Genomic DNA, 11,940 nt, shown 5'->3' on the forward strand with positions numbered 1-11,940 from the left:
TGAGCCTGGCCGGTCCGTTCGATGGGCGCCCAGGCGACCGAATTGGCGTCGGAGGCAACGATGCGCAGGGCTCAATAGGGACGGGCGACCCGCCATTGCTGCGTGGGGTCGTTGCCCTTGATATCGCCGGGGACGCTGTCGAGCTGCGAGGTGTAGAGCGGCCGGTAGCGGTAGGCCCACATCTTCTTGCCGTCGCTGCGGGTGATGACGGTGAAGTCGCCGCTGGCGGTTGCGTTGTCGGGGGCGATCAGCGGCGGCCGCTTCTCGGCACAGGCACCGTCGCAGGTCGACTTGTTCCCGGTGTTGTCGCGTTCGGTATAGTAGAGTGTCATTCCTTTTGGGTCGACCAGGACGGGACCGTTCTTGCCGACGATGGCCTTGGCCGGCGGGCCCTCCTGTTTCGGTGGGGGCGGTGCCGAGGATCCACCACCGTGGCCGTTTGCCAGGGCCGTTCCTGCCGAAGCCAGCAGCGCGGCGGTGATCATCATCGTCCTGAACATCGAAACGCGTTCCCGTGTGAGCAGCGCATCCAGCGCCTGTTGCAGCTCACCGTAGCAAGCAGCGATTTCTCTCGGGTTTCGCGAAATCGCGAAAATGAGAGACAAACACGACCTGTCGTTAACCATCTGCGGCCGCGACGGTATCTACGGCCGTGACGGCGGCTCCACGCCGTCGCCCCAGTCCCACCGGCGGGCGGCGGCAAAGGCGGGCTTGTCGCGGCGGGGAACGCTGATGACGCCGGCGGCGCCGTCCGCCTGACACAGCTTCGCGGTTGTCGCGACCTTGGTGACCGACGGCGGCGCGAGCACGCGTGCGGCGGGCCGATGCGTTGCTGGCTTGCGGGTGAGGGCAACGAAGCTGAACTTCTCGTCCTCGAACGGGACGTCAGCCCCTTTCAGTTCGCGATGTGCCCGCGACCGCGCCAGCCGCTGCGCGAAGTGGCACCAGTCCGGTGCCACGAGGGGACACGGCGCTGCGTGCGGGCAGGGCGCCGCGACATGAGCCCCGGCTGCGATCAGGCGGTCACGGGCCGCCATGATGCGTTGATAGCCGGCGGGCGTGCCGGGTTCGACGATCAGCAGCGTATCGCCGGTCCGGGCCCACAGCGCATCGACGGTCGCAGAGCGTTCGGCCTCCGTCAGCTCGCCGATCATGTAGCTCGCGATGACGAGATCGGCCCTTCCGGCACGATCGAGCAGCGCTCGCGCCGGTCCCAGCGCATAAGAGAGGTCGCGGAGGCGCATCGTGTCGTCAGCGAGCGTCAGCGCCAGCCCGCGCAACGCTGGATTGGAATCGACGGCGTTGAACGAGGTCAGCAGCGGAAACGCTTCCGCCGCAGCGAAGCTCGCGGTCGCTGGTCCGGCACCGACATCCAGCAGCGAGGCCGGAGCGAAGTCCGGGCTCGCCTGCATCACGGCATTGAGGCTGGCAACGACCGCCGCGTAGGTCGCCGGCATTCGCACCGTGGCATAGGCAATGGCGTCGGCGTCGCTCGTGATCGTTCCGGAATTGCCGCCGCTGCGGTAGGCGGCCGAGATGCGGGCCGCCCGGGCGGCTGCATCCTGCCGCGACTGCCCGTGCAGCATGGCTTCGAGGGACGCCTTCAGCGCGGCGGGCAGATCAGGAGAGATCATCGGTCCTCTCCACGCGTCAGTCCGGCCGCCGCGCAGGCGGCAATCCGGAATGACGCAGCAAGATCACGCCACCTGCTGGTCGAGGATCTTCACGGCCTCGTCGAGCGCGACCGAGACGAGCTGCGACACGCCGCGCTCGGCCATGGTGACGCCGAACAGCCGGTTCATGCGCGCCATGGTGATCGGGTTGTGGGTGATGATGATGAAGCGGGTCTCCGTCGAGCCCTTCATCTCGTGCAGCAGGTTGCAGAAGCGTTCGACGTTGTGGTCGTCGAGCGGCGCGTCGACCTCGTCCAGCACGCAGATCGGCGAGGGGTTGGTAAGGAACACCGCGAAGATCAGCGCCATCGCCGTCAGCGCCTGCTCGCCGCCCGACAGCAGCGACAGCGTCTGCGGCTTCTTGCCCGGCGGCTTGGCGATGATCTCGAGGCCGGCCTCGAGCGGATCGTCGCTCTCGATCAGATGCAGCGCCGCTTCGCCGCCGCCGAACAGCTCGGTGAACAGCCGCTTGAAGTGGTCGTTGACGGTCTCGAACGAGGATTGCAGACGCTCGCGCGCCTCCTTGTTGAGGCTCTGGATGCCCTGGCGCAGCCGCTTGATGGCCTCGACGAGGTCGTCGCGCTCGGTGGTCAGCGCGGTATGCGAGCCCTCGACCTCGGTGAGTTCTTCCTCGGCGCGGAGGTTGACGGCGCCGAGCCGCTCGCGGTCGCGGCGCAGCTTCTCCAAGGTCTCTTCGATCTCGTGCAGCGGCGGCAGTTGCGTGTCCGGACCGATCTCGGCCATCGCCGCGACCGCCTGCGGCTCGCATTCGAGCATGTCGTGGATCTCGCGCTCGACGTCGCCGACGCGGCGCTTGGCGCTCTCCAGCCGCTCCTCGGCGCGGGCGGCTGCTTCGCGCGACTTGGACAGCGCTTCCAGCGACGCTTTCGCAGCGCGGTCGGTGTCGCCCATCGCAGTCTCGGCCTCGGCGAGCGCGTCGGCCGCGACCTGGCGCTCCTCCTCGGCGATGGCGAGCTCGTCGATCAGCGCGCTGCGCTTCTCGGCGAAGATCTCCGGCGCGTTGTCGAGCTCGGCGCGCTCGTCCTTCACCTCGGCGATGCGCGCCTCGATGGTGGCGATCTGCGAGCCGGCGCCGCGGATGCGGTTGAACCAGTCGTTGCGCTCGCTGATGATCGCCTGCACGCGGCGGTCGGCGAGCTCGGCCTCGCGGGCCAGCGCCTGGGCCTCGGCGCGCACCTGGGCCGCGGCGCGGCGCTTGGCCTCGATCTCGGCGCGCACGGCCGCCAGCCGGCCATCGGCTTCGGTGGTCGCCGGCAGCTCCTCGATCGCCTCCAGCGCATTCTGGTGCAGCTCGGCGATCTCGGCGCGGTCATGGGCGAGGCGGGTCGAGGCCTCGACCAGCGCCGATTTGCGAGCCGAATGGCGATTGATCTCGCGCTCGGCATTGGCGTGGCGCTCGCGCGCCGAGTTCACCTCGCGCTGCGCGGCGCGCCAGGCTTCGCGCGCGGCGCTCTCGGCGGCGGTCGCGGCCCTCACCTCGGCCTCGGCGCTCTCCAGCGCCTGGCGCTTGTTGGCGGCATCGATGCGCGCCTGCTCGAGCTCGGCCTCGATATCGATCAGGCGGGCACGCTCGGCCAAGCGCCGGGCCGCGCCGGTCGGCGCATGCGCGGCGGCGATGAAGCCGTCCCAGCGCCAGACGTCGCCTTCCGGCGACACCAGCCGCTGGCCGGTCCTGAGTTGAGAAACGAGTTGAGCACCGCGGTCGCGCGACACCACGCCGATCTGGGCCAGGCGGCGCGACAGCTCCGGCGGCGCCTGCACATAGGCCGCGAGCGGCTCGACGCCGTCGGGCAGCGCGGGATCGGTGACCTCGGCGCCGGCGACGGTCCAGTGCATCGGCGCGGAGGCATCGACCGGCGCATCGAGGTCGTCGCCGAGCACGGCGCCGAGCGCCTTCTCATAGCCCTTGGCGACGGTGACGCCGTCGATGATCGGCGGCCACAGATTCTTGGTCTCGCTGTTCACCATCTTGGAGATGGTGCGCGCCTCGGTCTCCAGCCGCTGCACCCGCTTCTCGGCCTCGGCGAGCGGGGCGCGCGAGGCTTCGAGCTTCTGCCGCGCATTGGCCTGCGCCGACTCGTTGGTCTGCACCGCGGCCTCGGCCTGCGCCTCGGATTCCTCGGCCGCTTCGAGCGAGGCGGCGAGCGTGTCGAGATCACCGAGATGCGCGGTCTCCTGCGCCAGTCGCTCCTCGTCGGCGCGGACATTGGCGATGTCCTGGTCGAGGCGGGCGAGACGCTCGCGATGGCTGCGGACGTTGGCTTCGAGCTGGTTGCGGCGCGCGGTGAGGTCGGCAAGCTGTGTCGTCAGCTCGGTGAACTGGCGCTCGGTCTCGGCCAGATCAGCCTCGGCCTCGGCGACACGCTCGTCGACGCCGCTGCGCATCTCGACGCGCGCCTTGATCTCTTCCTTCAGCTCCGCGTCTTCGGTCTCCAAGCGCTGCAGCGCGACCTGCGCGTCCTGGTTCTGCTGCTGCTCGCGCGCGACGTCGGCGGTGAGCTGCATCAGGCGGCGATCGAGCTCGCTAACGCGCTCCTTGGCGCGCACCTCCTCGCGGTCGAGCAGATCGCGGGCATTCTTCAGCCGCTGCATCGTCGCGGCGGCGCGGGCTTCCGCCTCGCGCAGCGCCGGCAGATGCGACGAACGGATCGCCTGAATGCGGGCCGATTCGGCCTGCTCGCGGGTCCGCTCCGCCATCTCGCGCACGGCGACATCGTGCACATGCGCGGCGTCGTTGAGGTCGGCATGCGCGCCCATCCAGCGCAGGTGATAGAGCGTGGCTTCGGCCTTGCGCACCTTGGCGGCGACCTCGCGATAGCGGATCGCCTGCCGCGCCTGCTTACGCAGGCCTTCCATCTGGCCGGAGAGCTGGCCGATGACGTCCTCGACACGCAGCAAATTGGTCTCTGCCGCCTTCAGCCGCAGCTCGGCCTCGTGGCGGCGCGCATGCAGGCCGGCAACGCCGGCGGCGTCTTCGAGCACGCGGCGGCGCTGCTCGGGCTTGGCCTGGATGATCTCGCCGATCTTGCCCTGGTGGACCAGCGCGGGCGAGCGCGCGCCGGTGGCGGCATCGGCGAACAGGATCTGCACGTCGCGGGCGCGCACGTCGCGACCGTTGATGCGATAGACCGAGCCGGCCTCGCGCTCGATGCGACGCGAGATCTCGAGAATGTCGCGATCGTTCACGGCGGCCGGCGCGGTGCGATCGCTGTTGTCGATCGTCATCACCACTTCGGCGTGGTTGCGCGATGGACGCGTGTTCGAGCCGGAGAAGATCACCGCGTCCATGTCGGCGGCGCGCAGCGATTTGTGCGAGGTCTCACCCATCGCCCAGCGCAGCGCTTCGACCAGATTCGACTTGCCGCAGCCGTTCGGACCGACGACGCCGGTGAGGCCGGGTTCGATCACGAAGTCAGTCGGTTCGACGAACGTCTTGAAACCGTGAAGACGAAGACGCGTGAGTTTCATGCACAGATTCTCTGTTGGCGGGAGACGAATCTCCCAGCCCCGACAATACCATGGAAGGCAATGTCAATGTGGACTGAGTCGCCCTGGCGCCTCATTCTGAGGGCGGGACAATGGCGAGGGCTGGTCCCCAGGGCAACCCGCCGGGCCTGCTTTTCCAAGGCTTTCTCGTGGCGAACGGCCCACGAAACAGAAGCGGCCCCATTGAGGGGCCGCGCTGTGTCTTTGATGACTCAGTGATTCGAATCAGCTCTTCAGAAGCGGGTTGATCTTCTTCTGAAACTCCTCGATCGAAGCCTCGCCCTTGATCTTCTCGCCGTTGATGAAAAAGGTCGGCGTCGAATCGACTTTAAGAATGTCGCTCGCATATTTCTGGTCGGCGGCGATCTTGTCGAGCAACGCCTGGTCCTTGAGGCAGGCCTCGACCTGCTGCTGGCTGAGACCGGCCTGCTTGCCGATCCGCGTCAGCGTCTCCGTCGTGTTCTTCACCACCCAGTCGTTCTGCGAGCGGAACAGCATGTCGGTGACCGCGAAATACTTCTGCGCGTCGTCCTTGGCGATGCAGCGCGTCAGCATCGAGCCCGCGGCGGCTTTGATGTCGAGCGGGAACTCGCGGAAGATGTAGCGGATCTTGCCGGTATCGATGTATTCGGCCTTCAGCTTCGGGAACACGGTGGCGTTGAACGCCGCGCAGTGCGGGCAGGTCATGGAGGCATATTCGGTGATGGTCACCGCAGCGTCCGCCGGTCCGATCGCCATGTCGGGCAACGACTGAGGCTTGGCGACATCGGCGGCGCTCTGCGCCATCGCGTCCGAGATCAGCCGCAGCGGGGAGAAGCCGGCCAGCGCGGCGAGGCCGGTCAGCGACAGGGCAGCGGTGAAGGCGCGGCGGGTGATGATCAAGGCTCTGCTCCGAAATGGGCGCATCTCGCGCCTGAAACGCTCGTAACTCGGCTTTTCGCTAGCTTGAAACCCACCCGGAGGCAATGCCGGGCCGCAAATGGGGATCAAAGCGTCAGCGTCAATTTCGCTTGATGGCGGCGCCCAGGCGGGCCAGCGCGTCGCGCAGGGCGTCGTCCTCGATCGCGGTCAGGGTCTGCGCGACCTTCGCGACCGTCTTCGGATCGGGCGGCACCGGGCGGCGCTTCACCGGGGGGCGCAACAGCGGCCCCTGTCGCAGCGCCAGCTTGCCCACCGCGTGCCAGCCGAAGAAGCGGTTGACCCGCTCCAGGATCACGTCCGACGAATGCTGGATCTCCAGCGCCATCGGCCCCTCGACGCGCAGGATCAAGGTCGCCGGCTCCTGCGGCTGGCCCTCGACCGGCCGCGGCCATTGCATCTTCAGCGGCTGGGCGTGCTCGGCGATCTCGCGCCCCGCGATCTCCGGCCAGCGCGTCACCAGCTCGCGCGCGGCAAAGCCCTGCTTGGCATAGGCGGCCGTCAGCACGTCGCCCATCATGAGCGACAGCGGTTTTGCGGTGAGGCGGCCGGGCTTTGCCATCGATGCAGGCTTCTCGTGGTCTGCCGCCCGTCCGAGCCGCCGGGGCTCGAAGAAAGCCGTGGATGCCGCAGACGAGACGGCGGTCCAGCGGGCGACGATGGCTCCTGACGTACTAGATTAAGCCAATGGTGTCATCAGCCCTTCCTTCCAAGCGCAAGAGCCGACCAGAGAATCGCGGCTCCGCCGAGCGCCCCGCACAACTGCTCGCCTGGTACGACCGCCACCGCCGGCGGCTGCCGTGGCGCGCGCCGGCCGGGCAGCGCTCCGATCCCTATCGCGTCTGGCTGTCGGAGATCATGCTGCAGCAGACCACGGTGAAGGCGGTCGGGCCGTATTTCGAGAAGTTTTTGGCGCGCTGGCCGGATGTCTCCGCGCTCGGCAGCGCCGAGCTCGACGACGTGCTCCGGATGTGGGCCGGCCTCGGCTATTATTCGCGGGCGCGCAACCTGCATGCCTGTGCCGTCACCGTGCTGCGCGAGCATGGCGGCGTGTTCCCGGACACCGAGGAGGGGCTGCGCGCGCTGCCCGGCATCGGTCCGTACACCGCGGCGGCCATTGCCGCGATCGCGTTCGATCGGCTGACCATGCCGGTCGACGGCAACATCGAGCGCGTCGTCTCGCGGCTGTTCGTGGTGGAGGAGGCGTTGCCGCAGGCCAAGCCGCAGATCCAGGCGCTGGCAGCGACGCTGCTCGGGCCGTCGCGCGCCGGCGACAGCGCGCAGGCGCTGATGGATCTCGGCGCCACCATCTGCACGCCGAAGAAGCCGGCCTGCGCGCTGTGTCCCTTGAGCGAGGACTGCGCCGCACGCGAGCGCGGCGACCAGGAGACGTTCCCGCGCAAGGCCGCCAAGAAGACCGGCACGCTCAGGCGCGGCGCCGCCTTCGTCGTCATCCGAGGCGACGAGCTGCTGGTGCGCTCCCGCCCCGCAAAGGGCCTGCTCGGCGGCATGACCGAGGTTCCCGGCTCGGAATGGCTCGCTGGCCAGGACGATGCCGACGCGCTCGCCCAAGCGCCGGAGCTGGCCGGCGTGAAACGCTGGCACCGCAGGCTCGGCGTCGTCACCCACGTCTTCACGCATTTCCCGCTGGAGCTCGTGGTCTATACCGCGCGGGTCCCGGCGCGGACACGCGCCCCGGAGGGCATGCGCTGGGTCCCGATCGCGACGCTGGACGGCGAGGCGCTGCCCAACGTGATGCGCAAGGTCGTCGCGCACGGGCTTGGGGATTGAAGCTACGCGTGTGATGGAGGCTGAAGGCCCTCCGTGAGCTGTGTGGCGTAAGGCGGGCAAAGGCGCGCCCTACGCCACACAGCTCATGCAGAGCTGTCGTGCGGGCCCCCTAGCCTCCACACCCTAGCCTCCAATTTCCTCACGATCGTAAAGCTCGAAATGCGATCTTTCCTGATAGCCCACTTTCAAAAGCGCGAAGAGGCCCGAAGAGCCTATCGGCTCGATCGAAAAAAGCGCCTACCGCGTCCGCCGACCGCGTTGTTGTGGTGATGCGTGTGCGACTTCGAAGATGGATTTCGGACCACCTTTGGAAAGCGTCTATCGCGGCGCCAACGACCGATTGCCGTTCGAGACCGCGATACCGATTTCCTGGGCTTGGTGCGAGAGCAACGCGACGTTGGCGCCTCCGGGCTTGAACGCGGGCCCGAATGTGATCAGAAGATCATGGGTCCGCGTACGGTTCAGAGATCCGAGCGTGGACCCGTCGCCGGCGGAAAACCGGACGAGTTTCCAGACCGGGTTGATCGTGCCGGAAGAGATCACCACGAACTTGACGTGATAGGACAGCACGTCTTGCTTGAACGTGTCGCCGGCGTCCTTGGGCAATGCCGAGGACGGGAGCGCTAGTTCGGATTGCAGCCGGTCGCGCAGCCATTCCGAGATGCCCAATTGGCTCTCGAGGAGGAAGGACGAACCGTGAAATGATGGACGGTCTTGAGCGCACGTGCCGCCGGGAAAATTCCGAAGCTTGTCGAGATTCCAGTAGTTTCCAAATTTGTCTTCGCGCGTACCTTGGGAAGAGAGCGTACCGCCGAGGCCGAGCGAACGTGATTGACTGTCCGCGAGAGGTTCGATGAAGGAAATTCCGGGGTTCAGGGCGCCGGTCTCGTCCACCTGAAGATCCACCGTTGTCTGCACACCCCATCGACTAGGCAGCAGTGAATCGTTGTCGTGCACTGCTTGAACGATATCGCAGTAGATTTTCTCGCGAATTTTAAATTCAAGATCGCCGCCTGCGGTAAGCACGGGCGTACGCGAAGTTTCCCAAGCCTCCTGCATTTGCGGTATGTAAGTTCCGCAGCCGGCCAAGCTCATGGACAATGCTGCCGCCACCACAGCGGTCATGCTCGTTCGCTTCATGATGTCTGCTCCGCGTCACTGCTGTTGCTGCGACTTCTTCAGTGCATCAAGGAGCGATTGAAGAGGGACACCGTTGATACTGAAATTATCGAAGCGCGCAGCGCAAGTCCAAAGACACGACGTACGGCCGTTGTCGGAGTTTTTGGCGACATTGCAGAATGACCGTTCGCAGTTCATCTCTTGAGCGGGAAGAATGTCTTGGCAGGTCGGCTCCTTTTGCCGGGGACAGAGGATCGTGTCGCTACGAGCCGAATTTGAAAGGCTACACATCAGAACGGCAGTAATGACTAAGGAACGAAACATTTTAGACCCCCATCTAAAAATACAATTGAAAATTGCCGCACATCGGCGTAACAATCAAGCTGCCAATAGTCGCGATCAGCGCCGAAATTTTTCTCTGCGCTCGTCGGCGGCCAATCGATTCCTGTCGGACGCCGCGATGGCGTCTTCGTTCGACGAAAACTCCCAAACATTCCTTAGCGGAGGGAAGCCGGTCCAAACGTCCGTCTATCGGATGTTTCCCGGGTCGAAATCGGTCGTAACGGGTACGGATGAGGACGGAGATGTTGCGGATTTGAACAAGTCCATGACGTCGCTGTTCGTGCAAAATGCTCCCAACGACCCGCGACGCAATTATCGGCTCGTGGGCGCGATCTGGATGGATAAGCCCAAGCTCCTGACTGCGAACATGCCGATTGCAAATCCGGCTGGTATGGATACGGACGATCCCGCCGCAATCGTCGCGGGCGAAGACGGGCTCTCCAGCATGGCCATGGAGTCGTTCACGCAGAATAGCTTCGTCAACTGCTTTAGCTGTCACGATACGTAGGCGGTGACGGATGCCGCCGACAATGTCGTTCTGCGACCAAAGAAGCTGAACCTCAGCCACATATTTTCGAAGTTTGTCATCGATTCGAAATGACGAAAGGAGGCAAAAATGGGCTTTGAACAAGTCAAAGACATTCTTGAGCAAGGCATGGCGACCTGGGTGCAGGCCAAAGGCAGACCGGCCCATCTGAAGGGCCACGGCGCGACCTTCAAATGGGACACCAAGGCGAACCTTCTCGCGGCATCGGGTCACGGAAAGCATCTCATTCAACCGGAAGTCATCGGTCAAAACGGAGCCGCCGCGAATCTGGTGGTCGACCTCCGGACAGGCATCGACAGTCCTGCGTTACGCATGCCGAAAGGAGGCCCTTTCATACCGGATGATCAGATCCAGATCATCGAGGATTGGATCACTCAAGGGGGCCCCGACTGACTTTCCCAACTCCAGGATTACGCAGTATTACGGTGACCGTGCATAAAATCTTCGGTAGCGAGCAGCACCGACGAGAGGCTGCGTCGTGCAGGTCGGTGCTGATCGCATCAACGCGCAGAATGTGCTGACCTTGCCCGCCATTCCCGATGCCGTTTCGTCCCGTCCCAAGGCTCGACTTCCGTTTTTCAGAATATTTCTTGACTCCACCCCCAAATCAGGTGTCTTATCCATGCCGTTCCGTCCCGGCAGGAGGGGCGTACGCGTCGTCACGACACGCGGGGCGGGATGCGGTGGCTGCGACGGCGTCGTCAGGACGAGCGACGTCGACCGGCCTCGTGCAGAGCTGCGGCGGCTTGCCGTCGTGGTTCGGGTGCGGGGCCTTTCGCGGACGTTGAAATCGTGTGGTCCTGGCATCCCGATGCTGATGCCAAGCGGGCGGTGATGATGATCCGCCGGTGACGGGGGCAAGACAGCCGGTCCCCGGGGAGATCACGTATAAAACGGAAGCCCATCGCGCAGGGAATGCCGGATGACCGGCTGGACCTGTGGTGACTGCCGCCTGCTTATCTTTCTGCAGGCGGGCCATGGGTTGCGGCCAGCGCCCGGCATTCCCTGCGCCCTCCTCATTTGCGAGGGTCCTTCTCGGCAACACCTCGGGCGCGGCGCGCCGCGAGAGGGTGAGCTCATGTCCTTCATCGGGATGTCTGTCGTCGCATCGCCATCGATCGGCATGGGTCGTGTCCGGATCCGTGCGGGTCGAGCACGCGGCCCGCAGAATGCAGATCGCCCATGACGGCGCACGCGGGCGGCCAGGGGTGGACGGTCCGGACCGGTGCAGATAGGGTCGGATATCATCTGTCAGGGATCACCATGCTCAAGCTCTATGTCGCGCCGGGCACCTGCGCGCTCGCTTCACACATCGCGCTGGCCGAGACCGGCGCCGACTACGTCGCCGAGAAGCTCAGCTTCAAGACCAACCAGCAGAACAGCCCGGACTATCTCGCGATCAATCCCAAGGGGCGCGTTCCGGCGCTGGTGACGGAGCAGGGCGTTCTGACCGAGACGCCGGCGATGCTCGCCTATATCGCGCAGCGCTTTCCGGAAGCGCGGCTTGCGCCGCTCGACGACGTCTTCGCCTTTGCCGAGGTGCAGTCCTTCAACAGCTATCTCTGCTCGACGGTCCACATCGCCCACGCGCACAAGATGCGGGGCTATCGCTGGGCCACCGAAGAGTCCTCCTTCGCCGACATGAAGAAGAAGGTGCCGGAGACGATGGGCGCCTGCTTCGCGCTGATCGAGCAGAAGATGCTGCGCGGCCCGTGGGTGATGGGCGAGCAGTACACGATCTGCGATCCCTATCTTTTCACGATCGCGCAATGGCTCGAAGGCGACGGCGTCGACATCAACGCCTTCCCGAAGGTCGCCGACCATTTTGGCCGCATGTCCGGGCGGTCGGCCGTCAAGAAGGCGCTGGCCGAGCTGGCGGGCTGACGGCCATCCTCGAGGCCATGGCGTCGGAACAGCGCCCGCCAGCATGGCGCATCGGGAGAGCGGAAAAAATAGCCGCGCGAAGCCGGAACCCAGCTCCGGCCATCGACGTTGCAGGAGGCCGTGGCGCGCCTGCGACCGATCTCCTTTTCTGGGACCCCT

At 65.7% G+C, this 11,940-nt stretch carries 10 protein-coding genes; 4 read left to right on the forward strand and 6 right to left on the reverse strand.

What is annotated here, in order from left to right; all coding sequences use genetic code 11:
• Window positions 1–71: 71 nt before the first annotated feature.
• From ACQR03_RS12265 to ACQR03_RS12285, 5 genes are all read right to left on the reverse strand, one after another.
• Window positions 72–500 carry a COG4315 family predicted lipoprotein gene (locus ACQR03_RS12265; RefSeq protein WP_315750410.1) on the reverse strand — a complete coding sequence of 143 codons (429 nt, stop codon included), beginning with the start codon at window positions 498–500 and terminating at the stop codon, window positions 72–74.
• A 144-nt stretch (window positions 501–644) separates the two neighbouring features.
• A complete protein-coding gene (locus ACQR03_RS12270; RefSeq protein WP_315826977.1) occupies window positions 645–1,634 on the reverse strand; it encodes a small ribosomal subunit Rsm22 family protein in 990 nt (329 codons plus the stop codon).
• A gap of 63 nt (window positions 1,635–1,697) precedes the next feature.
• Window positions 1,698–5,162: a chromosome segregation protein SMC gene (gene smc / locus ACQR03_RS12275; protein WP_315826976.1), complete on the reverse strand. Its 3,465-nt coding sequence runs from the start codon at window positions 5,160–5,162 to the stop codon at window positions 1,698–1,700.
• Between the two features lie 243 nt (window positions 5,163–5,405).
• Window positions 5,406–6,062 (reverse strand): DsbA family protein, encoded by a 657-nt coding sequence (locus tag ACQR03_RS12280; RefSeq protein WP_315717267.1) that lies wholly within the window; start codon window positions 6,060–6,062, stop codon window positions 5,406–5,408.
• A gap of 118 nt (window positions 6,063–6,180) precedes the next feature.
• Window positions 6,181–6,660: a DUF721 domain-containing protein gene (locus ACQR03_RS12285; protein ID WP_315717265.1), complete on the reverse strand. Its 480-nt coding sequence runs from the start codon at window positions 6,658–6,660 to the stop codon at window positions 6,181–6,183.
• A gap of 125 nt (window positions 6,661–6,785) precedes the next feature.
• Here ACQR03_RS12285 and mutY point away from each other — a divergent pair, with 125 nt between their 5' ends.
• Window positions 6,786–7,889 (forward strand): A/G-specific adenine glycosylase, encoded by a 1,104-nt coding sequence (gene mutY, locus ACQR03_RS12290; RefSeq protein WP_316171357.1) that lies wholly within the window; start codon window positions 6,786–6,788, stop codon window positions 7,887–7,889.
• Window positions 7,890–8,207: 318 nt separating this feature from the next.
• Here mutY and ACQR03_RS12295 read toward each other — a convergent pair whose 3' ends face one another.
• Window positions 8,208–9,029: a hypothetical protein gene (locus ACQR03_RS12295; protein ID WP_316171358.1), complete on the reverse strand. Its 822-nt coding sequence runs from the start codon at window positions 9,027–9,029 to the stop codon at window positions 8,208–8,210.
• Window positions 9,030–9,312: 283 nt separating this feature from the next.
• Between ACQR03_RS12295 and ACQR03_RS12300 the strand changes: the two genes are divergently transcribed.
• From ACQR03_RS12300 to ACQR03_RS12310, 3 genes are all read left to right on the forward strand, one after another.
• Complete coding sequence (locus tag ACQR03_RS12300) at window positions 9,313–9,858, forward strand: hypothetical protein (protein ID WP_316171359.1); 546 nt, start codon at window positions 9,313–9,315, stop codon at window positions 9,856–9,858.
• A 108-nt stretch (window positions 9,859–9,966) separates the two neighbouring features.
• A complete protein-coding gene (locus tag ACQR03_RS12305) occupies window positions 9,967–10,290 on the forward strand; it encodes a hypothetical protein (protein WP_316171360.1) in 324 nt (107 codons plus the stop codon).
• Between the two features lie 870 nt (window positions 10,291–11,160).
• Window positions 11,161–11,781, forward strand: a complete 621-nt coding sequence (locus tag ACQR03_RS12310; RefSeq protein WP_434841389.1) for a glutathione S-transferase family protein — start codon at window positions 11,161–11,163, stop codon at window positions 11,779–11,781.
• Window positions 11,782–11,940: the final 159 nt, after the last annotated feature.

This window comes from Bradyrhizobium sp. HKCCYLS3070 (assembly GCF_051167575.1).
Lineage (GTDB): Bacteria > Pseudomonadota > Alphaproteobacteria > Rhizobiales > Xanthobacteraceae > Bradyrhizobium.

What these genes read in the sequence shown, in the direction of transcription:
- ACQR03_RS12265 (WP_315750410.1), bottom strand. Translation starts at nt 500, where the DNA reads ATGTTCAGGACGATGATGATCACCGCCGCGCTGCTGGCTTCGGCAGGA.
- ACQR03_RS12300 (WP_316171359.1), top strand. Translation starts at nt 9,313, where the DNA reads ATGACTAAGGAACGAAACATTTTAGACCCCCATCTAAAAATACAATTG.
- ACQR03_RS12310 (WP_434841389.1), top strand. Translation starts at nt 11,161, where the DNA reads ATGCTCAAGCTCTATGTCGCGCCGGGCACCTGCGCGCTCGCTTCACAC.
- ACQR03_RS12285 (WP_315717265.1), bottom strand. Translation starts at nt 6,660, where the DNA reads ATGGCAAAGCCCGGCCGCCTCACCGCAAAACCGCTGTCGCTCATGATG.
- ACQR03_RS12295 (WP_316171358.1), bottom strand. Translation starts at nt 9,029, where the DNA reads ATGAAGCGAACGAGCATGACCGCTGTGGTGGCGGCAGCATTGTCCATG.
- mutY (WP_316171357.1), top strand. Translation starts at nt 6,786, where the DNA reads ATGGTGTCATCAGCCCTTCCTTCCAAGCGCAAGAGCCGACCAGAGAAT.
- ACQR03_RS12270 (WP_315826977.1), bottom strand. Translation starts at nt 1,634, where the DNA reads ATGATCTCTCCTGATCTGCCCGCCGCGCTGAAGGCGTCCCTCGAAGCC.
- smc (WP_315826976.1), bottom strand. Translation starts at nt 5,162, where the DNA reads ATGAAACTCACGCGTCTTCGTCTTCACGGTTTCAAGACGTTCGTCGAA.
- ACQR03_RS12305 (WP_316171360.1), top strand. Translation starts at nt 9,967, where the DNA reads ATGGGCTTTGAACAAGTCAAAGACATTCTTGAGCAAGGCATGGCGACC.